The sequence below is a fragment of the Halomonas eurihalina genome, assembly GCF_008274785.1.
Lineage (GTDB): Bacteria > Pseudomonadota > Gammaproteobacteria > Pseudomonadales > Halomonadaceae > Halomonas > Halomonas eurihalina.
Map to the genome: position 1 here is coordinate 146,476 of NZ_VTPU01000009.1, position 20,463 is coordinate 166,938.

The 20,463-nt window shown below is 62.4% G+C and carries 23 protein-coding genes; 7 read left to right on the forward strand and 16 right to left on the reverse strand.

Annotated features, from left to right (window positions below):
* Positions 1-192 precede the first annotated feature (192 nt).
* The gene (gene putP / locus FZZ93_RS10865) at positions 193-1,683 is read left to right on the forward strand and encodes a sodium/proline symporter PutP (RefSeq protein ID WP_149322343.1); all 1,491 of its coding nucleotides are present in this window, start codon (positions 193-195) and stop codon (positions 1,681-1,683) included.
* 104 nt (positions 1,684-1,787) lie between these two features.
* Here the strand turns inward: putP and FZZ93_RS10870 are convergent, their stop codons facing one another.
* Complete coding sequence (locus tag FZZ93_RS10870; RefSeq protein WP_149322344.1) at positions 1,788-2,081, reverse strand: hypothetical protein; 294 nt, start codon at positions 2,079-2,081, stop codon at positions 1,788-1,790.
* A gap of 279 nt (positions 2,082-2,360) precedes the next feature.
* Between FZZ93_RS10870 and FZZ93_RS10875 the strand changes: the two genes are divergently transcribed.
* A complete protein-coding gene (locus FZZ93_RS10875; RefSeq protein ID WP_149322345.1) occupies positions 2,361-2,954 on the forward strand; it encodes an OmpW/AlkL family protein in 594 nt (197 codons plus the stop codon).
* A 111-nt stretch (positions 2,955-3,065) separates the two neighbouring features.
* Here FZZ93_RS10875 and FZZ93_RS10880 read toward each other — a convergent pair whose 3' ends face one another.
* The 5 genes from FZZ93_RS10880 to FZZ93_RS10900 all read right to left on the reverse strand — a co-directional run bounded on the left by FZZ93_RS10880 (position 3,066) and on the right by FZZ93_RS10900 (position 6,254).
* The gene (locus FZZ93_RS10880) at positions 3,066-3,566 is read right to left on the reverse strand and encodes a gamma-glutamylcyclotransferase family protein (RefSeq protein ID WP_149322346.1); all 501 of its coding nucleotides are present in this window, start codon (positions 3,564-3,566) and stop codon (positions 3,066-3,068) included.
* A 63-nt stretch (positions 3,567-3,629) separates the two neighbouring features.
* The gene (locus tag FZZ93_RS10885; protein WP_149322347.1) at positions 3,630-3,962 is read right to left on the reverse strand and encodes a YqcC family protein; all 333 of its coding nucleotides are present in this window, start codon (positions 3,960-3,962) and stop codon (positions 3,630-3,632) included.
* Positions 3,963-4,029: 67 nt separating this feature from the next.
* On the reverse strand, positions 4,030-4,788 hold the full coding sequence (locus FZZ93_RS10890) for an amino acid ABC transporter ATP-binding protein (protein WP_149322348.1): 759 nt from the start codon (positions 4,786-4,788) through the stop codon (positions 4,030-4,032).
* Entirely contained in the window at positions 4,785-5,459 is a 675-nt protein-coding gene (locus tag FZZ93_RS10895) for an amino acid ABC transporter permease (RefSeq protein ID WP_149322349.1), read from the reverse strand. The genes FZZ93_RS10890 and FZZ93_RS10895 overlap by 4 nt, the downstream gene beginning before the upstream one ends.
* Positions 5,460-5,477: 18 nt before the next feature.
* Positions 5,478-6,254 carry an amino acid ABC transporter substrate-binding protein gene (locus tag FZZ93_RS10900; protein ID WP_149322350.1) on the reverse strand — a complete coding sequence of 259 codons (777 nt, stop codon included), beginning with the start codon at positions 6,252-6,254 and terminating at the stop codon, positions 5,478-5,480.
* 332 nt (positions 6,255-6,586) lie between these two features.
* Between FZZ93_RS10900 and FZZ93_RS10905 the strand changes: the two genes are divergently transcribed.
* The 4 genes from FZZ93_RS10905 (at position 6,587) to FZZ93_RS10920 (ending at position 9,556) form a co-directional block, all read left to right on the forward strand.
* The gene (locus FZZ93_RS10905) at positions 6,587-7,612 is read left to right on the forward strand and encodes a DUF3549 family protein (RefSeq protein ID WP_149322351.1); all 1,026 of its coding nucleotides are present in this window, start codon (positions 6,587-6,589) and stop codon (positions 7,610-7,612) included.
* A 22-nt stretch (positions 7,613-7,634) separates the two neighbouring features.
* Positions 7,635-8,072, forward strand: coding sequence for an ATP-dependent zinc protease family protein (locus tag FZZ93_RS10910; RefSeq protein ID WP_149322352.1), 438 nt, complete (start codon positions 7,635-7,637; stop codon positions 8,070-8,072).
* 40 nt (positions 8,073-8,112) lie between these two features.
* A complete protein-coding gene (rimK, locus tag FZZ93_RS10915) occupies positions 8,113-9,021 on the forward strand; it encodes a 30S ribosomal protein S6--L-glutamate ligase (protein ID WP_149322353.1) in 909 nt (302 codons plus the stop codon).
* Positions 9,022-9,109: 88 nt separating this feature from the next.
* A complete protein-coding gene (locus FZZ93_RS10920) occupies positions 9,110-9,556 on the forward strand; it encodes a hypothetical protein (RefSeq protein WP_149322354.1) in 447 nt (148 codons plus the stop codon).
* On the opposite strand, the gene FZZ93_RS10925 is transcribed toward FZZ93_RS10920, so the two are convergent.
* The 7 genes from FZZ93_RS10925 to FZZ93_RS10955 form a co-directional block, all read right to left on the reverse strand.
* The gene (locus FZZ93_RS10925; protein ID WP_149322355.1) at positions 9,477-10,244 is read right to left on the reverse strand and encodes a SanA/YdcF family protein; all 768 of its coding nucleotides are present in this window, start codon (positions 10,242-10,244) and stop codon (positions 9,477-9,479) included. The two genes, FZZ93_RS10920 and FZZ93_RS10925, sit on opposite strands and share 80 nt — an antisense overlap.
* 89 nt (positions 10,245-10,333) lie before the next feature.
* Entirely contained in the window at positions 10,334-10,906 is a 573-nt protein-coding gene (gene sufT / locus FZZ93_RS10930; RefSeq protein ID WP_149322356.1) for a putative Fe-S cluster assembly protein SufT, read from the reverse strand.
* Positions 10,907-10,924: 18 nt separating this feature from the next.
* The gene (locus tag FZZ93_RS10935; protein ID WP_149322357.1) at positions 10,925-12,166 is read right to left on the reverse strand and encodes an aminotransferase class V-fold PLP-dependent enzyme; all 1,242 of its coding nucleotides are present in this window, start codon (positions 12,164-12,166) and stop codon (positions 10,925-10,927) included.
* A gap of 3 nt (positions 12,167-12,169) precedes the next feature.
* The gene (sufD, locus tag FZZ93_RS10940; protein ID WP_149322358.1) at positions 12,170-13,516 is read right to left on the reverse strand and encodes a Fe-S cluster assembly protein SufD; all 1,347 of its coding nucleotides are present in this window, start codon (positions 13,514-13,516) and stop codon (positions 12,170-12,172) included.
* The gene (gene sufC / locus FZZ93_RS10945) at positions 13,513-14,265 is read right to left on the reverse strand and encodes a Fe-S cluster assembly ATPase SufC (RefSeq protein ID WP_149322359.1); all 753 of its coding nucleotides are present in this window, start codon (positions 14,263-14,265) and stop codon (positions 13,513-13,515) included. Before sufC ends, sufD begins: the two co-directional genes overlap by 4 nt.
* A gap of 251 nt (positions 14,266-14,516) precedes the next feature.
* Positions 14,517-15,959, reverse strand: a complete 1,443-nt coding sequence (gene sufB, locus FZZ93_RS10950) for a Fe-S cluster assembly protein SufB (protein WP_149322360.1) — start codon at positions 15,957-15,959, stop codon at positions 14,517-14,519.
* A 70-nt stretch (positions 15,960-16,029) separates the two neighbouring features.
* Entirely contained in the window at positions 16,030-16,491 is a 462-nt protein-coding gene (locus tag FZZ93_RS10955; protein ID WP_149322361.1) for an SUF system Fe-S cluster assembly regulator, read from the reverse strand.
* A gap of 395 nt (positions 16,492-16,886) precedes the next feature.
* Between FZZ93_RS10955 and FZZ93_RS10960 the strand changes: the two genes are divergently transcribed.
* Positions 16,887-17,405 (forward strand): gluconokinase, encoded by a 519-nt coding sequence (locus FZZ93_RS10960; RefSeq protein WP_149322362.1) that lies wholly within the window; start codon positions 16,887-16,889, stop codon positions 17,403-17,405.
* A gap of 119 nt (positions 17,406-17,524) precedes the next feature.
* Here FZZ93_RS10960 and FZZ93_RS10965 read toward each other — a convergent pair whose 3' ends face one another.
* From FZZ93_RS10965 to dgoD, 3 genes are read right to left on the reverse strand one after another with little or no spacing between them, the layout of a single operon-like run.
* On the reverse strand, positions 17,525-18,430 hold the full coding sequence (locus FZZ93_RS10965; RefSeq protein ID WP_149322363.1) for a 2-dehydro-3-deoxygalactonokinase: 906 nt from the start codon (positions 18,428-18,430) through the stop codon (positions 17,525-17,527).
* Positions 18,427-19,080 (reverse strand): 2-dehydro-3-deoxy-6-phosphogalactonate aldolase, encoded by a 654-nt coding sequence (locus tag FZZ93_RS10970; RefSeq protein WP_149322364.1) that lies wholly within the window; start codon positions 19,078-19,080, stop codon positions 18,427-18,429. Before FZZ93_RS10970 ends, FZZ93_RS10965 begins: the two co-directional genes overlap by 4 nt.
* Before the next feature lie 32 nt (positions 19,081-19,112).
* On the reverse strand, positions 19,113-20,261 hold the full coding sequence (gene dgoD / locus FZZ93_RS10975; RefSeq protein WP_149322365.1) for a galactonate dehydratase: 1,149 nt from the start codon (positions 20,259-20,261) through the stop codon (positions 19,113-19,115).
* Positions 20,262-20,463 lie beyond the last annotated feature (202 nt).

Genomic DNA, 20,463 nt, shown 5'->3' on the forward strand with positions numbered 1-20,463 from the left:
CCCGGATAGTCCCTGCCTTCCCTAGTGGCAACAACAAGACATAAGGAACCACTAATGATCGAAAACAATGCCACCACCGGCATGACATTCGCCCACTCCCTGATCGTGATGCTAGCTACCGGTATCCTGGCCTGCATGCGTACCAACAACCTGTCGGAGCGGCATCCGGCCTAATAAAGTGGAGGAGTTTTTATGGCTATCGGTGTTTGGATCAGTCTTTTTGCTTACTTTGCGCTCATGATTGCCATCGGCGTTTATGCCATGCGCAGGGCGACGTCCTCATCCGAGGACTACATGCTGGGTGGGCGAGCACTCAGTCCAAAGGTTGCGGCCCTGTCGGCCGGGGCTTCAGGCATGAGTGGCTGGTTGCTTCTTGGGTTGCCCGGGGCACTGTTTGCTTCGGGCCTGGGCTCGGCCTGGATCGGTATCGGCTTGCTTGTCGGTGCCTTCTTCAACTGGACTCTCGTAGCACCCCGGCTTCGTGAACAAACGGTTCACTACGGCAATGCCATTACCATCCCATCCTTCCTGGCGAATCGCTTCCCGACCCAGGCACTGTCGCTGAGAACGGTGTCGGCCGTCGTGATTGTCATCTTCTTCGCGGTCTACACGGCTTCTGGCCTGGTCGCGGGCGGCAAGCTGTTCGAAAGCGCGTTTGCCGGCATTTTCAACTTCGGTGGCCTGAGCGACTATGCGGCCGGCATCATCATCACGCTAGGCGTAGTACTTGTCTACACCGTGGTTGGCGGCTTCCTGGCCGTAAGCATGACGGACTTCGTGCAGGGCTGCATCATGATGCTGGCACTGGTCATCATGCCGGCGGTCGTGCTCTTCGGCGAAGGCGGCGGCGGTTTTTCCCAGGCATCACAGACCCTCAATGAAGTCGATCCCACGCTACTGTCGTGGACGGAAGGACTGACCTTCATCGGCTGGTTATCGGCGGTGACCTGGGGACTGGGATATTTCGGGCAGCCACATATCATCGTGCGCTTCATGGCCATCCGGAGCCTCAAGGATGTCCCGATTGCCCGTAATATCGGCATGAGCTGGATGCTCATCTCGCTGGTCGGGGCGGTCTCTCTGGGTGTGTTTGGCCGTGCCTACGCCATCCGCAATGGCCTGGATGTTCAAGACCCGGAAACCATTTTCATCATCCTTGCCAACCTGCTGTTCCACCCGTTGGTCACAGGCTTCCTCTATGCCGCGTTGCTGGCGGCGGTCATGAGCACCATTTCCAGTCAGTTGCTGGTGTCTTCTTCTTCACTGACAGAAGACTTCTATCGTCTGTTCCTGCGCAAGGAAGCAACCAGCAAGGAGTGCGTGACCGTCGGCCGAATCTGCGTCGTACTGGTCGGCCTGGTGGCTGCGGTTATCGCCTCCAATCCGGATTCTCAAGTCCTGGCACTGGTCAGTAACGCCTGGGCAGGCTTCGGTGCCGCCTTTGGCCCGCTGATCATTCTGTCGCTGATGTGGCCGCGCACCAATGGCGCCGGCGCCATTGCCGGCATGGTCGTGGGTGCCGCCACCGTCATGATCTGGATTTCACTGGGCTGGAACGCCGAGTTCATGGGTGGCCCCGGCGTCTACGAGATCATTCCTGGTTTCATCACTGCCTTTATTGCCATCATGGTAGTGAGCAGTGTCACTAAAGATGCTGGTGAATATCAGCATATCTCTCGCTAAAAACGTTCATGTAACGTACACATGCGACGTCATGAAAGGGCTCCTCCGGGAGCCCTTTCTGCTTGTCTGGCGAAGGTTCTCTACGTCGTATAACCGAGCAACGTCTAAACCAGCCAGGCACGCCCCAGCAGCAGCAGGGCGAACCCCCACAGCGCCCCCTGACTCCAGGGAGCCTTGACCAGCGCTTCCAGCCGGCCCATGCCCATTTCCTCGACCAATGGTCGCGCGAATGCCGCCCCCAGGGCCCAGACCCCCAAGGCAACCAGGGGAAGACGCAGGCCGAACGGCAGTCCTTGTATCAATTCAGGGCGCCACAGCAACCAGGCCGCCAGGATGGCCGCCAGCAGCAACGCGCCGATGTCGAGGTGCACTCGAGAGATCAGGGGCCGATCCGTCATGGTCGCCTCCGCCGCCGATGTCACGCTTTCAGTGAAGACGATTCCTGGCCAGCTGGCGAGCGATGATTCACAATGTGCAAATACTGTACAAGAACTGTCGCCTATTGCTGTCAGTAGCGAAAAGTTCCATTGAATCGCCCCATATATTGCTATCACCGCCATAGATTTTTTTTACAAGACGTTTAGAAACACTGTTTCCTATAATGCTTCCTGAAAGATGCGAACGGCGCTGCCGAGGTGACAGCACCGGCATCCGAAACACCACAGGGAGGATTCCCCATGAAAGCGACTCGACTGATTTCTGCCACTGCCTTCGCCGCAGCCACTCTTTTCGCCGCCCAGTCCGCCATGGCTTATCAGGCCGGCGACATCTATGTGCGCGGCGGTTACGCCAAGTCCGACGTGAAGAGCGACAACGGCAAGGTTGCCCACCAGGACGTCAACGTCTCCGATGAGAAGGGCATCGCCTATGGCCTTGGCTACCTGTTCACCGACAAGCTGGGCGTCGAGCTCAACGGTACAGAGGCCATGGAGCATGACATCACCGGCGGCAGCTTCGATCGTACCCCAGTCAACCTGATGCTCAACTACTACCCGATGGGCGGCACTGACTCACGCGTCCAGCCCTATGCGGGCGTCGGCCTCAACTACACTCATTTCTCCAATGAGTCAGTGAGTGGCATGGACCTCGACGACTCCTATGGCGCCGCCGGCCAGGTGGGTGTGGATCTGGCCCTGACCGACCACTTCCTGATCGGTGCCTTCGCCAACTACGCCGATGTGGACAGCGACGTGGACATGCACGGCCATGGCGCAGGCAAGGTCAAGCTCGACCCCCTCACCGTCGGTGGTGGCCTGACCTACCGCTTCTAAGCGCTTCCAGCGCCATCACTACGACGCCGGGCCATGGGCCCGGCGTCGCTGCTTCAGAATGAGGCCCTCCACATGGAGGGCCTCGTTTTGCCTGGCGATGGACTGGCTTCTTCAGCGCGGGCTGTGACGCGACAACCCCAGGGCTGCCAGAGTCCGGTCATCCAGTCCGGCGACTGCCGGCACGTCGGCCAACCAGGCATGATAATCGGCCGAGAGAAAGGACTGACCGCACAGCAAGTGCTCGAGATACTCGTGCGCAGGCTGCAACGCATCGGCGGTGGTCCCTGGCCTGGCGATGTATACCCAGGCCTCGATGGCGCCTTCGGCAGTCTCGATGGGCAGGCGGTGCCGACGATATTCATCGGGATGCCCCTCGAAGGGGTCCATGTCACGGATCTGTTCGGGAGACGCCAGTTCGAACAGCACCCCTTCGACACGCTTTCCTGGTCGTGGCGCCACATTGGCATGGCTGATACCGGGGACCTTCGAGGCCTTGTCGAACCTCAGCACATGATCGACCAGCACGCCCGCCACGGCACGACGCGTATCGCCGATGCGCGCTTCGACCCGCGCCGGATTCATGTTGCTGCCATAGGCGAAGTAATAGGGCATGGGCGCCTCAGAGGTTGTTTACCAGTGTGACGAGCGACGGCCCGGCAAGACGGAATCGGTCTTTCAATTTTCGGTGACCAGGGTGTCGATACGTTCGACAGCCTTGCCCATCAGGATCCGGTCGCTGTTGCGCGCCCCCTCCTGGGTCAGATAGGCCTCCACTGCCGGCGCCACGTCGCAACTCGAGGGCATGGCCCCCTCCGCCGCGACCAGCTCATCGAGCCTGGCGATGAACACGAAGCGCAGCCATTGCGGCAGGCTCATGGTATCGACGCAGAAGGGCTGGGCGCTGTTGAAGGCCGCTGGTTCAGGGCGCTCCAGACGCCACAGGTTGGCGACCCTCATGGTGGATTCGAGATCGCGCAGCGCGCTGTCGAGTTCCTCGTGAACGGTCATGGGATATTTCTCCAATCGTCAATTGGCGTCATTATCCCGCGTCATACCGCCCGGGGCCAACCCACGCTCATGGTGTCTGCGGCGCCGGTTGCCCGGCCAACACCTTGCGCAGGAAGTCGCGCGTACGCGGATCCTCGGGGGCATTGAACAGTTGCGAGGGTGGGCCCTGCTCGACGATGCGACCGCCTTCCATGAACACCACGCGATCGGCCACGTCCTGCGCAAAGCCCATCTCGTGGGTCACCACCAGCATGGTTTGCCGCTCGGAGGCCAGCTGCTTCATCAGCGCCAACACCTCTTCGACCCATTCCGGGTCGAGCGACGACGTCGGCTCGTCGAAGAGGATGACCTCGGCCTGGGCGGCCATGGCACGACCAATGCCCACACGTTGCTGCTGCCCCCCGGAAAGCGATGCCGGATAGGCATCCGCCTTGTCGGCCAGCCCGATGCGCTCGAGGATTTCCCTGGCCCGTGCATGCGCCTTTTCCTTGGGCCAGCGATTAACCACAATCAATCCCTCGGCGATGTTCTCCAGCGCCGTCTTGTTGGCGAACAACGCATAGTTCTGGAAGACGAAGGCCGTGCGCCTGCGCGCCGCCAGGATGTCCGCCCGACTGGCGCGGGTAACATCGATCTCCAGATCCGCCAGGGTCAGTTGTCCGGCATCCGGCCGCTCGAGAAAGTTCAGGCAGCGCAGCAGGGTCGACTTGCCGGTCCCCGATGGGCCAATCACTACGATAATCTCGCCACGCTCGATGGTGAGATCGATGCCGTCGAGCACCGGCGAGCCACCGAAACGCTTGACCAGGTTAGCTATCTTGATCATCTGCGATACGCCTTGTTGAGTCGCGTCTCCAGTCGGCGCTGGCCCCAGGCCAGCAACTCGACAATGACCCAGTAGACCACCGCCACGGTGACGAAGGCCTCGAAATACAGGAAGCTGCCGGCCGCCTCCTTCTGGGTCGCCCCCATCAGTTCGGTGACCCCCAGGGTAAAGGCCAGCGAAGTGGCCTTGATCATGTCGATGAAGTAATTCATCAGGGTGGGCACGGCCACCCGGGTCGCCTGGGGCAGCACGATGCGCCGCATCAATTGCCCATTGGTCATGCCGATGGACAGCGCCGCCTCGGTCTGGCTGCGGTCGACACCCACGATGGCGGCACGAATCGACTCCGCCATATAGGCCGAGAAGTGCAGCGTCAGCCCCATGATGGTGGCGGTGATTCCATTGATCTGAGTCAGGAAGTCCAGCAGTTGGGGCAAGCCGTAATAGAACAGGAAGAGCTGCACCAGCAACGGGGTACCGCGAAAGAAGGAGATGAACAGCATGGTCGCTGCATTCAGCCCCGGAATCTTCAGTACCCGGATGACCGCCAGGCCACAGGCCAGCACCAGGGCCAGGGCCATCCCGGCGGCCGCCATCTCGAGGGTCAGCGGTAGATAGCTCAGCAGGATGGGGACTAGCCCCAGCATGTAGTCGAAATCGAGAACGCTCATAACGGGTGCGCTACCGTATCAGGGACGCGTGATATCGGTACCGAACCAGCGCTCGGAAATGTCCGTCAGGGTGCCGTCCTCACGCAGTGCGGCGAGCGCCTGATCAACCTGATCACGCAGCGCGCGACCTTCCTTGGTATCGCGGAACGGCAGCGCATTGCGAATTTCCGAGAACGGCTTGCCGGCAAGCTCGAGCGGCAGGGGCTTCTCCTTGATGACCTGGCTGGCACTCACCCGGTCCATGACGAAGGCATCGACACGCCCCAGGGCGGTGTCCTGCTCGATGTTGCTCTCGTAGGTCCGGATGTCGATCTCGTCGGCATAGGCCAGCTCGCGCAGCAACTCCTCATAGTTGGACCCCAGGTTCACAGCCACGCTCTTGCCCTTCAGGTCCTCGACACCAGAAATAGTGTCATTGCCCTTCTTGACCACGACCTGAGCACCATCGTAGACATAAGGTTCGGTGAAGACATACTTGGCCTGACGCTCTTCGGTGATGGTGATCTGGTTGGCGATGGTATCGATGCGGCCTGATTCGAGCATGCCGAACAACCCGGAGAAGTTAGCGGTCTCGAACGCCACCTCGGTACCCATTTCGTCGGCCACGGCCTCCATCACGTCGACCTCGAACCCCTTGAGGGTGTCCTGCTCGACGAAGGTAAACGGGAAGTAACCGCCGGACATGCCGACCCTGAGGGGTTCGTCCTCCGCCTGGGCGATGCCAGTGAAGGCGATGGCACTGGCGGATAGCAGTGTCAGGGCGACGTTTCGTAAAAAGCCGGGGGAACGCAACATGAGGAGCCTCCTGTCATTACGCGACTCAAAGAGAGATAAGGAATAAGAAACCTTTTCTTATATTCCATTTTCACACAAACCGTAAGAAAAATCCTCCACGGCGGCCAATAAGCGTTGATTATGCCTGCCATAGCCTAGCTGCGCAGTGGCGTCATGCACAGAAGACTTGAACGGGCCTGTGGATAACCACTGAACAGGTCGCGCTAACCGTGGCTGCATGGGCGTTGCGAGTTATTGATCAATGAATGATCAATCCACCGTCCCTCGCCGCCGCGGAGGCTGACAGGATTCGGGTCTCGATGTAGAGTGCATGCTTCGAGCAGGGAGACCGCATGCAATCGATCGACAGCCTACATGACTTCTTCGTCCGTACCGGCGCCGAGGTAACGCTTTACCATATGGGCCGCCGCGTCGAACCCTGTCCGCTCGACGCCTTGCGTGAGCTGGAGCACGACGAGCAGTCCTGGCCAATCCCCTGGCAGGGACAGGCCCGGCTCGCCATGGTGTTTCGGGTGGGCGATCTCGGCGACCCGCTCATCTGGTTCCTGGCCCTGCCCCTGGATGAACAGGGCACGCTCGACCCGGCGCCACGCGACGCTTTCCTGCAGCGTCTACTGGAGACCCTGGGCCGCAACGTCCAGGGGCTCGGTCGTGAAGATAGCAGCGGGATCGATAACCTGATGAAGGACAATCCCCTCGCCTTCACGCCCTCGACACCTTTCCTGGCCATGCTGCACGCCCAGGCGAGCCGTGATCTCGACCGCCCGGCAAGCCAACATCTGGAGCCGGTGGAAGCCTATCTGGAAGGCCAGCAGGCGCTCGACTGGCGAGCTCTTGGCCTGCAGGGCCTGGCCGATTTCGTGTCGCGCATGGACGATGACCAGCAGCATCGGCTGGCTGATACGCTCGCCACCCTGCCCGATGAGGTCCTGGTATCGCTATGTTACTGTCTGGAGCATGTCGCCATTGGTGACGACCTCGCCGATGCCCTTCGCCTGCGCGGCGAGCGGGCCGCCGAGAGCGGCGACATCGAGCGCTTCTGTGCCTGCGTGCGCGCCGTCAGTGGCGCCGATGCCACCCGGGCAGGAAATTGGTACGACGCCCTGCTCGCCGATGGAACAGCCTGCGGCCCTGACCTGCTGGCCGCCATGGCGGGCCGGGGCTGGCGTCACCTGGAGGAAGCGGAACGACTTCCGCGCTTCTTGGCTCGCCTGGCGGACGAGCCCCGGGCCGACTTCATGGCCGTGGCCCGCGACCTGGCGCTGATCCCCCGCTTGCGTCTTCCCGTGTTGATGACGCTGCGCGACGCCGAGCCGACATCCGCCATCGGCCGCCGCCTGGCCGGCCTTTCCCGTTGATTCACAGGAGGCACCGAGCGTCATGAAGGAGTTGCCCTATCAGGCCAAGGCGGTCATCGGCCGCCGCGAGATGGTCACACTGCCGGCACTGAGCCTGACACTGTGCGCCAAGGCCGACACCGGCGCGCGAACTTCCGCGCTTCACGCCGAAAACATCGAGACCTTCGAACAGGATGGCCATCCCTGGGTACGATTCACCACCCGCGGCAGCGGCCCGTCGAGCCCGGCCCATGAGCAGTGCCTGCCACTCCATGACCGACGTCGCGTCACCAGTTCCAATGGCCAGGCCGAGTGGCGTTACGTCATCCGCACACTCATGCAACTCGGCGAGCTGGAATTCCCAGTCGAGCTGACCCTGACGGATCGGCGCGACATGCGTCATCCCATGCTGCTGGGCCGCCGCGCCCTGCGCCGGTTGCTGGTAGCACCCGGTGCCGGTTTCCTGCATGGTGAGCCCTGAGGCTCACCATCTCTCCGACCTCATCCACGGAGAATCCGCCATGCACATCGCGCTGCTCTCTCGCAACCGCAACCTCTATTCCACCCGCCGGCTGATGGAGGCCGCCGAGGCCCGTGGCCATAGCGCCCGGGTCGTCGATACCCTGCGGTGCTACATGAGCATCGCCTCACATCACCCCTCCATCCACTACAAGGGGCAGGAACTCGAGTCCTTCGACGCGGTGATTCCCCGTATCGGCGCCTCCATCACCTTCTATGGCTGCGCAGTACTGCGCCAGTTCGAGATGATGGGCACCCAAGTACTCAACGACAGCGTCTCGATCACTCGCTCCCGGGACAAGCTACGTTCGCTGCAGCTGCTTTCACGCAAAGGTATCGGCCTGCCGGTGACCGGCTTTGCACACTCGCCCGACGACATTCCGGACCTGATCACCATGGTGCGTGGCGCCCCGCTGGTCATCAAACTGCTGGAAGGAACCCAGGGAATCGGCGTGGTTCTGGCCGAAACCAACCAGGCCGCCGAATCGGTAATCCAGGCCTTCATGGGCATGAAGGCCAATATCATGGTTCAGGAATACATCAAGGAAGCCAAGGGCGCCGACATCCGCTGCCTGGTGATCGGCGACAAGGTCGTGGCCGCCATGAAACGCCAGGCCGCCGAAGGCGAATTCCGTTCCAACCTGCATCGTGGCGGCAGTGCCAGCATCATCCGCATCACTCCCGAGGAACGCTCCACGGCCATCCGTGCCGCCAAGGCCATGGGCCTGAAAGTGGCGGGCGTCGACCTGCTGCGCTCCAACCACGGGCCGGTGATCATGGAGGTAAATTCATCGCCGGGGCTGCGCGGCATCGAGGCCGCCACCGGCAAGGACATCGCCGGACAAATCATCGAGCATCTGGAAAAGAGCTCGGCGCCGAAACGCAAGACGCCCCCCAAGCCTAAAGGCTAATACCGAAACGACGATTTAATGGCGAATGGGGGTGGCAAAAGTACCGCGACACCCCCACAATCTGCGTCACCGGAGGAGGTGAACGCGCATGTTTCTTGATAATCGCCAGGTGGCGATGGACAGTGCCCTCGAAGCGCTGGCCGACAGCATCGACTATTTCCAGGACAACCTAGAGCGTCTGCGGCCGAGCCTGCGCGACGCGCTCAAGCCCCATTTCGAGGAACGTGGCCGGCTGATGCGCGAACTGCAGTCGCTGGCTCGTCGCCATCTCGACCTTCTCCCCCGTGATGCCGACGTCGAGCGCGACGACTACATGTGGCTATGGAGCCGGCTGAAGAGCTTCGTCGGCAACGACAGCCAGGTTCTGATCAACGAACTGCTCGAACAGGAGCGGGTGTTGATGCAGGCCCTCTCGACGCTGCTCACCCATCCGCTACCCGAGGCCATCGAACCGGTCATCGAGGAGTGCTGGCGGAACTGTCGTGCGCTGATTCGCGAGCTGTATCGTCTGCAGAAGCAGCGTCAGAAGCGCTGACCGGGTCTCGCCGCGGTGGCCGCGGGGTGATCTGCAGGGGCTCCAGAGGCCCCAGGAAGTGCGGCTCGCGTCCCCACAGATAGATATCGCCGAGCGTCGCCGCCCGTGCGATCCATTCCCTTGCCCTCAGCCGTAGGGTGCTGTCCGACGGCCGCTCCGGTGCCGCACAACCGCGCGCCTCGATGCCCAGTGCATCAGCGATGAACAATGCCCTTGGCAGATGCCAGGATTGGGTGACCAGCAAGGCGCGCTTCACCGCGAAGACATCCCGGGCTCGGGCAAGCGTATCGAAGGTGCTGAAGCCGGCATAGTCGAGAGTCATGGCCGTATCCGGGACCTCGCGGCTGCGTAGATCCCTCCACATGGTCACCGGCTCATTGTAGTAGCGCGTGCTGTTATCTCCCGACAACAGCAGATGCAGGACCCGCCCATCATGCACCAAGCTCGCCGCGGCCTGCATGCGCCCCTCGAAGTGCGGGTTGCGGGCACCGCTGCGGGTCCAGTGCGATGTGCCGAAGACGATGCCAACCCGCTCGGGCTGGCATTGCACCAGTTCGAGATCGATACGTCCGCGGGTACTGGTCAGTACCCACAGGTTGGCCGCCAGGAACAGCAATAGCGCCAGGAGGGTTCCCCCGCCAAGCCACATCAGCAGGATCCGAAAGGTTTTCCACGGTAGCGAGGGCATCGACTTCCCCGGTCATGGAGGCATCTTGGGCGTCGCCTCATCTCGCCGACAGGGCATTCGATGCAGCGCATGGGGACGACGCGACCTCTTCAGAACATGCCAAGCTCGAGCTTGGCCTCGTCGCTCATCATCTCGCGACTCCAGGGGGGATCGAAGACGATCTCGGTGTGCACCTTGCTGATCTGGGGCGCCCCCAGAATCTTGTTGCGGGCATCGGCGGCGATCACATCACCCATGCCACAGCCCGGAGCGGTCAGCGTCATACGAATGGTGACGAGTCGTTCGCCGGTAATCAAGCGCTCGATGCGACAACCGTAGACCAACCCCAGCTCGACGATGTTGACCGGAATCTCCGGATCGAAGCAGGTTCGCAGCTGATCCCAGACAAACGCCTCGATTTCCTCCTCCGATGCGTCCTCCGGCAGGGTCGGGCGCGGCAGTGGTTCAAGCCCCAGCGCATCCAGCTCACTCCCCTCGATCAGGTACATGCGCCCCTCGAGACCCACGCTGACCGTGCTCCCCTTGGCCTGCATGACCGTGACCTCGCTGTCTTCGGCCAGGGTCTCCGTCTTGCCGAAGGGAATGGAGATCGCCTCCACATCGCGCTGCAGGGGCAATATCTGTCCCTTGATCACGCCTGCCAGTGCGTCGATATCACTCATGGATTTCCTCGGTTTCCCTCAACGCAGCATGCTTACGACGCGCTCAAGCCCTTCGACGAAGACGTCGATTTCCTCGGGCGTGTTATAGGCGGCAAAGGAGGCACGGCAAGTGGCCTCGACCCCGAAGTACGACAGCAACGGCTGGGCGCAGTGATGCCCGGTGCGTATCGCCACGCCCAGTTGGTCGATCAGCAGTCCGATGTCCTGGGCATGGGCGCCATCGACGACGAAGGAAAGCACCGCGGCCTTGTCCGGCGAGGTGCCCAGAACGCGCAGACCCTCGATCGATGCCACGCCCTCGGTGGCGTGCTCGAGCAGGCGCGCCTCCCAGGCCTGGATCAGCTCCAGCCCGATCCCGTTCACCCACTCCAGGGCACGCCCCAGGGCGATCACCTCGGCGATCGCCGGCGTTCCTGCCTCGAACTTGTGAGGGATGTCGGCGAAGGTCGTGGGGGTCTCGAAGGAGACGGTCTTGATCATCTCGCCACCGCCCTGCCAGGGCGGCATGGCCTCGAGCAGCTCCGCCCGGCCGTAGAGGGCGCCGACGCCGGTGGGCCCGTAGACCTTGTGACCGGAGAAGGCGTAGAAATCGACCCCCAGGGCCTGAACGTCGATGGGCTGGTGCGGCGTGGCCTGGGCGCCGTCAACCATGATCAGCGCACCATGCTCGTGGGCCAGGCTCGCCATCTCGCCCACCGGATTGATCGTTCCCAGGGCATTGGAGACATGGTTGACCGCCACCAGCCGGGTGCGCTCGCCGAGCAGGTCACGATAGGCGGCCTGATCCAGCACACCGCGCTCGTCGACCGGAATCACCTTGATGGCAAAACCCAACTCGCCGGCCAGCAATTGCCAGGGCACGATATTGGAGTGATGCTCCAGACGCGAAATCAGCACCTCGTCACCGGGCCCGAGATTGGCACGGCCCCAGCTTCCGGCCACCAGGTTGATCGCCTCGGTGGTGCCGCGCGTGAAGACGATCTCCCGCGACTCGGCGGCTCCCAGATAGGCGCGCACCGTCTCGCGGGTGCCTTCGAAAGCCGCGGTGGCCTCGTCGGCCAGGGTGTGCAGGCCACGATGGATGTTGGCATTGTAGCGCCGGTAATAGTCGTCGAAGACCTCGATCACCTGGCGCGGGGTCTGGCAGGTCGCGGCGTTGTCGAGATAGACCAGCGGCTTGCCATGCACCTCGCGGTCCAGGATCGGAAAGTCACGGCGGACCCGGGCTACATCCAACTGGAGGTCACTGAAATCGGCCATGACTCACTCCTCGCTGAAGGCCGAGGCGGTTTCCACCAGTCCGGCCAGATTGAAACGCTCCGGCAACTTGCCGGCCACCGCCAGCTCGACCCGCTCGGATACCGCGTCCAGATCGACCCGGTCCATGACTTCGCCGGCAAAGGCCAGGGTCAGCAGGCCGCGCGCGGTCTGCTCGTCGATGCCTCGCGTGCGCAAAGCGTAGATGGCCTCTTCATCGAGCTGGCCGGTGGTCGCCCCGTGGGCGCACTTGACGTCATCGGCGTAGATCTCGAGTTCCGGCTTGGTGTCGATCTCGGCACGGTCGGAGAGCAGCAGGTTGGCGTTGCTCTGCTCGGCCTCGATCTGCTGGCTGTCGCGTTTGACGATCACCTTGCCGTTGAACACGCCATGGGCGCGGTCGTCGAGGATGCCCTTGTAGTTCTCCCGGGAGAAGGTGCGGGGCGCGTTGTGGTTGACCAAAGTGTGGTTGTCCACGTGCTGGCGTCCCTGGCCATAGAACAGGCCGTTGTAGATGGCCTCGGCGCCCTCCCCGTTGAGCTCGCTGACCAGGTCGTTGCGCACCAGGCCGCCTCCCAGGTTGAGGTTGAAGGAGACATAGCGGCTGTCGCGGGCCTGCTCGACGTGGATGCTGGCGATGTGGCGATCCTTGAGCGGCGCTTCCTGAAGCTTGTAGTGAGTCAGAATCGCGCCACGCTCGAGGATGATCTCTTCCACCAGGTTGGTGAAGTTGGCGGCTTCGGCCTCGCCCACGTGATGCTCGATCAGGGTAGCCTCGCTGCGTCCGCCGGCCTCGACCAGGATGCGCGGGTGGCTCATCACGTCCTGCTCGCCGGCCCGGGACAGAAATTGCAGCACGATCGGCTTGTCAACCACGGTGCGCGGCGCCAGCCGCACCACCGCGCCCTCTTCCATGAAGGCCGTGTTGAGTGCCGCGAAGGACGAGAAGTCAACGCCGGTGAGACGACCGAGCGGTCCGCCCACGGCCTCGTGGTTCTCCTCCAGGGCACGCGACAGCGGCAGCACCTGCACGCCCTCGGGCAGAGAGCCCAGGTCCGACAGCGCCGGCGCGAACACGCCATCGACGAATGTCAGGCGATGGGCGTCCAACGGCAGAGTCAGGGCCGCCGCCGTAGCCGGTGAGAAGTCGGCGTTTTCAGTCAGGACGAAATCGTTCCGGGCGATGTCGCGCACGTCGGTGTACTTCCACTCTTCGACGCGACGATGCGGAAAGCCGAGCGCCTCGAAGCGCGCGGCCCCGGCCTGGCGACGCGCGGCGATCCAGGTGGGTTCGTCCCCGCGCTGGGCGTTGCGTTCGGCCAGACGATCGAGAAAGCGCTGTTCGTCACTCATGCGGCGGAGTCCTCCACGACCCAGTCGTAGCCACGGGATTCGAGTTCACGCGCCAGATCGGCGTCGCCGCTCTTGACGATGCGTCCGTCGACCAGCACGTGGACATGGTCGGGCACGATGTAATCCAGCAGGCGCTGATAGTGCGTCACCAGCAGGATGCCCTTGTCCTCGCCACGCAAGGAGTTGACGCCATCGGCCACTACCTTCATGGCATCGATGTCGAGGCCGGAATCGATCTCGTCGAGCATGGCGAGCTTCGGCTGCAGGACCAGCATCTGCAGGATCTCGTTGCGCTTCTTCTCACCGCCGGAGAAGCCTTCGTTGACGGCACGCTGAAGGAAGCTGGCATCCATCTTCATGAAGCCCACCTTTTCCTTGACCAGCTTCATGAACTCCGGCGCCGGGATCTCGTCCTCGCCCCGCGCGGCACGCTGGGCATTGAGCGCGGCCTTGAGCAGATAGATGTTCTTCACGCCGGGGATCTCCACCGGGTACTGGAAGCCCAGCAGCAGGCCCGCCTGGGCACGCTCCTCGATTTCCATCTCCAGCACGTCCCGCCCCTCGAAGGTGATCGACCCACTGGTCACCTCATAGCCGTCCTTGCCGGCAATGACGGCCGAAAGCGTGGACTTGCCAGCGCCGTTGGGGCCCATGAGAGCGTGGACTTCGCCGGCACCGATGGTCAGGTTCAGGCCCTTGAGGATCTCGGACCCCTCGACCGTGACGTGCAGATCCTTGACTTCGAGCATGTTGACTACCTTTTGAGCTATCAGCCGCCGCAGCGGCTCGCATAAGTTGATTCGTTTCCAGCGCGCCCCGGGCGCGTCATGAGCCGCCGATGCGACTCCTCGAATGTTTTGACCTTGTTTCGCGAATCAGGAGAAACGCGCGAGCGGCGCCTGAACAAGGCGGAAGCAGGTGAGAGAAGCGGAGTTCACGACTGTAAATGAGCATTCTCGACCCTGCTTCCAACGCCGTGCAGGCGCCACGCAGCCGTTTCTTAACCCACTGCGCCTTCGAGCGTCACATTCAAGAGCGCCTCCGCCTCCACGGCAAACTCCATCGGCAGCTCCTGGAAGACGTCCTTGCAGAAGCCGTTGACGATCATATTGACCGCGTCTTCCTCGCCGATGCCGCGACTCTGGCAATAGAACAGCTGATCCTCACCGATCTTCGAGGTGGTCGCCTCATGCTCCACCTTGGCGGAACTGTTGCCGATTTCCTGATACGGGAAGGTATGAGCGCCGCAGGTATCGCCGATCAGCAGCGAGTCACACTGGGTGAAGTTGCGGGCGTTCTTGGCGCGCGGGCCGACCTTGACCAGGCCACGATAGGACTGGTCGGAGCGACCGGCGGCGATGCCCTTGGAGACGATAGTGGAACGCGTACCCTCACCGATGTGGACCATCTTGGTGCCGGTGTCGGCCTGCTGGCGGCCGTTGGTCACCGCCACCGAGTAGAACTCGCCGACGCTATCCTTGCCGCGCAGCATGCAGGACGGATACTTCCAGGTGATCGCCGAGCCGGTCTCGACCTGGGTCCAGCTGATGTGGGAGCGGTCGCCACGGCAGTCGCCACGCTTGGTAACGAAGTTGTAGATGCCGCCTTTACCGTCCTCGTCGCCGGGATACCAGTTCTGCACCGTGGAGTACTTGATCTTGGCGTCTTCCAGCGCCACCAGTTCCACCACGGCGGCGTGCAGCTGATTCTCGTCGCGCTGCGGCGCGGTGCAACCCTCGAGATACGAGACCTCGGCGCGGCTCTCGCAGACGATCAGCGTCCGCTCGAACTGGCCGGTGTTGGCGGCGTTGATGCGAAAATAGGTCGACAGCTCCATGGGGCAGGTCACGCCCTCGGGCACAAAGACGAAGGAGCCATCGGTGAACACCGCCGAGTTGAGGGCGGCGAAGTAATTGTCGCCCTGCGGCACCACGCTGCCCAGGTACTGCTGGACCAGCTCCGGGTAGTCGCGGATCGCCTCGGAGATGGAGCAGAAGATGACGCCCGCTTCATGGAGCTTTTCCTTGAAGGTCGTAGTCACCGAGACCGAGTCGAACACCGCGTCCACCGCCACGCCGGCCAGCGCAGCGCGTTCGTGAAGCGGAATGCCCAGCTTCTCGTAGGTTTCGAGCAGCTTGGGGTCGACCTCATCGAGACTCTGCGGGCGATCCTCGGGGCGCTTTGGCGCGCTGTAATAGGAGATCGCCTGATAGTCGATGGGCGGATAGTCCAGATGCGCCCAGGACGGCGAGGTCATCTTCAACCACTGGTGATAGGCCTTGAGGCGCCATTCCAGCATCCATTCCGGCTCGCCTTTCTTCTTCGAGATGAAGGCGATGGTGCCTTCGTCCAGACCCGGTGGTACCGTCTCGCTTTCGATGTCGGTCACGAACCCTTCCTTGTATTCGCGACGAACGAGCTCTTCCATTTCCTGACTTGCCATGATGTTGTCCCCTCCCGGGCTGGTTGGGTCGGCGAGTATGCCTCGCCTCGGGTAATGAAGTCGCAGGTGATCAGGCCTCGGCGGCCAAGCTCACGCTCTGTATGGGTAGCTGTACGGGCAGCTTGATCGGCGAAGTATCGGCCAGGTGTGCCAGGGTCACGCTGTCGAGCAGAGTGCGCACCGCCAGCGACACGCGCTGCCAGTTGTCCGACACGCCGCAAACCGACACCAGATCGCAGTCCCCTTCCGCCTGGCTGCACTCGGTCATCGCCACCGGCCCTTCGATGGCCGAGATGATGTCGCTGGCGGAAATGCGCGAGGCCGGACGCGCCAGCGAATAGCCTCCCTGAGCGCCTCGCCGGGACTCAAGCAGCCCGGCGCGAACCAGCATCTTCAGGGTCTTGCTGACCGTCGGATGCGGCAGCGACACTGCCTCGGCAAGCTCGGCAGCCGCATGCGGCTGCTCGGGATGTCGAGCGATCTGAGCCATCACCACCGCTGCATAATCGGTCAGTCTAGAAAGCTTCAACACTGGCTGACTCCCCGGGGCCACCCCCTCAGGTGATCGATTGCGGACCATTTTAGTCCTGTATGGTTTCGATGTGAAGCCTCCCCGGACGTTCCCGGGCAAAAACCGGTCGGTTCTCGACACGTTCACAGCCGATAGCATCAAAAACGCCAATCATTCTCATTACTAATTACTATCACCTCACCGCCTCTCGCCTCTCGCCTCTCGCCTCTCGCCTCTCGCCTCTCGCCTCTCGCCTCTCGCCTCTCGCCTCTCGCCTCTCGCCTCTCGCCTCTCGCCTCTCGCCTCTCCAACACAAGTGAAAACCATCTTCCAGACTCGGCAAATACTCCCATTGCCATCGAAATAAATGCTATCATCGAGCCAAATAGAAAGCTCAGAAACAAAGCGATTTCCGCATGAAAGCCAAGACAAAAAGCATTCTGGTAATGGGGGTTTCCGGCTCGGGAAAGTCACATATCGGCCGTCAGCTAGCCGCCGCTATGGATGCCATCTTCCTCGATGGTGACGACTATCATAGCCCGGAAAGCGTCGCCAAGATGTCACGCGGCCAGCCTCTCAATGATGGCGACCGAGAAACCTGGCTGGCGACTCTTTCCGACCTCTATCGCGAGTACCAGGCACGGGGCGTATCCTTGGTGATCGGCTGCTCGGCGTTGAAGCATCGTTACCGCGACCAGCTCCGCGCCGCGACGCCTCGGCTGGATATCCTCTACCTGCACGGCAACCGCGAAGTCCTGCTGGACAGGCTCGAGCGGCGAAGTGAGCACTTCTTCGCCGGCTCCCACATGCTGGACAGCCAACTCGCCACTCTGGAAGTTCCCTCCAGAGACGAGGCCTTCCGAGGCGATATTCGGGATACGCCCCGCGATATCGTCAGCACCTTTCTGGAGCACCTCGACACACCCTCGGACTGAACGCCTTCCGAGTCAGAATACTGTTTTCTCAATCAGCAAAAAGGCGACTCGAAAAGTCGCCTTTTTTAGTTTCGATCGCTGACGGAATTGTCACTAACTCTTCACATCTTAATCACCATCTAGCGACTCTCATCATGACGTTGCGCTAATGCACAAAGCCCCGCCAGGGTCGCGTCGTCACTCGATATTTCGACGACACTTCCTCCGGCCCATTCCAGAGCCATTCGGTACAAGGCATTCAAGTCCGTCGAGCCGACCAATGTCACCGCAGCATCCTGCCACTTCCGACGTTGCGACAGCACTTCGCTGCCGATCAGCACACCCGAGATGAAGCCCCCGACCGCCTCGGCAGCCAGGCTGGCATACAGGTGTCGACTGCGTGCCTCGAATAGCGCGTGTAGAGGGCCATCGGGATGCCGCGCAGCTTCCAGTCCCTGACGAAATCCTGACTCGTCGAATGCGGCGCGCTCCCGGGAAGGCTCGCCGGGCAGCGTGTGAAAGCGTACGGCGCGAAAGAGTTCACCGGTCATGGCTGTCGTGAAGTCGGTCAGGCGCTCCCGCTCCAGGCGTACCCACTTGCTGTGCGTGCCCGGCAGACAGCACAAGCCCGAGGTCGTGTCACACAGGGTCAGCGCGCCGAAGGCCTGCACTTCTTCGCCGCGCATCACATCGACGTGATCGTCGCGCACCACCTTGAGTCCCGGCACGATCCAGGCATTGGACAATCCCGGCGCCGCCATCACACCGGCAGCAAGCTCCGCGGCGGAGGCCGGCACATCCAGTTGAGGCGCCTCGCACCAGCCACGGGCCGAGCCAACCATGCCGGACAGATACACCGGCACCCGGCCTTCTTCCCGCCAGGCCCCAACCTGGGCCTGACAGTAATGCGGGAATTCCTCGCTGGACAACGACCGCAGGCCGGCGTCCGAGCGATGGCTGTCGAGGCATTCGCCAGTGGTGCGATCGACCAGGAAGGCGCGGAAATTGCTGGTGCCCCAGTCGATGGCGATCAGCCGCTCGCTCATCCCTCGCCTCCCTCGAGCCGACGCCACTCGGCGACCAGGTCAGCGGCGATCTCGGCGATATCGGCGGCATCGCGACCGGGCTTGTAGAGATTGCTGCCGAAACCGAAGCCACGAACGCCCACGGCATGCCACTCGGCCATGTTGCTGCGTTCGATGCCGCCCACGGCCAGAACCGGCAGAGAACCGGGCAGGATGGCATTGATATCCTTGAAATAGCCAGTCCCGAGCCGCGCTGCGGGAAACAACTTGAGCGCCCTGGCGCCGCTACGTGCCGCAGCCAGTGCCTCGCTGGGCGTCATGCAGCCGATCATCGGCGCCAGCCCGTGGTCAGCACCGGCCCGAACCACCTCGGGATCCGTGTTGGGGGTGACCATCAGAGGGGCACCGAGCCGCTCGAGTCGTTCGGCATCGGCGGCCTCCAGCACAGTGCCCGCGCCGATCAGCACCGATGCCGGGCAATGCGCCACCGCTCGCTCGATACTCTCCCAGGGGCGCGGTGAATTGAGCGGAATCTCGATCATCCGAAAACCAGCGCCGACCAGGGCGTCGCAGACGTCCTCCACTTCCTCGGGCGTGATACCGCGCAGGATCGCCACCAGCGGCAACGTCTCCAGGGCCTCGTCAAGCGTCTTGCGTTGCGTCTCGTTCATGACCTTTCCCTCTCCACAGCCATCTTCACGACTCACCACTCGGCAATCGAGCCGTCCTCATGGGTCCATACCGGATTGCGCCAGCGATGGCCGACCTTCGCTCGCTCCTCGACAAAGGCTTCATCGATCTCCACCCCCAGGCCGGGACCTTCGGGAATCGCGCAGAAGCCGTCCTTGATGGTCAGGGCCGACTTGTCGACCAGGTAATCGAGCACATCATTGTCACGGTTGTAGTGAATGCCCATGCTCTGTTCCTGGATGAAGGCATTGTGGTTCACCGCATCCACATGCAACGAGGCGGCCAGTGTCAGCGGCCCCAGCGGACAATGCGGCGCCAACGCCACATCATGGCAGGACGCCAGGCTGGCGATCTTCATGCCTTCGCTGATGCCACCGCAGTGCGATAGATCGGGCTGCACCACATCGATCATGCCCTGGGCCAGCAGGTCCCGGAACTCGAAGCGCGTGTGCAGGCGCTCGCCGGTGGCCAGCGGATAACCCAGCCCGCCGGCGATGTTCGCCAGGCAAGGCAGGTGCTCGGGCGCCACCGGCTCCTCGACGAACATCGGGTGATAGGGCTCCAGCTCACGCAGCAACGCCTTGGCCATCGGCCGATGGACACGACCATGGAAGTCGATTCCGATGCCCACATCGGGCCCGACGGCGTCCCGAGCCTCAGCCACCCGCGCCACGGCCTCGTCGACCTTGCGATGCGAATCGACGATCGCCATTTCGGGGGTGCCGTTCATCTTGAAGGCCGTGAAGCCCTGCTCGACCAGTGCCTTGGCTCCGGCCCCCACGTCCTGCGGACGGTCGCCGCCGGTCCAGGCATACATACGCATCCGATCGCGAACCCGGCCACCCAGCAATTGGTGGACAGGCACGCCAAGATCGCGGCCCTTGAGGTCCCACAGCGCCTGATCGATACCGGCAATGGCACTCATCAGGATCGGCCCGCCGCGATAGAAACCGGCACGGTACATAGTGTTCCACAGATGCTCGATGCGATGCGGGTCCTGGCCGACCAGGTAATCGGCCAGTTCATGCACCGCCGCCTCAACGGTGGCCGCCCGACCTTCTACCACGGGCTCCCCCCAGCCATAGACGCCTTCATCGGTCTCGATCTTGAGGAACAACCAGCGCGGCGGCACCTGCCAGGTCTTGAGTCGGGTAATTTTCATAGAACACTATCCATTCCATTATCACGTCGTTCACGTCGAAAAGCGGACCGATGCAATCGCTGCGAGCATCGGCGAGCAGAGCGAATGACGCCGTCATTCGCCTGCGCAGCCATGCCAATCATCCAACCAGCCACATCGCCAGGTTCGGCCAGAACAACAGCGCGAACAGCACACACAGCTGCAAGGCGATGAACGGCAACAG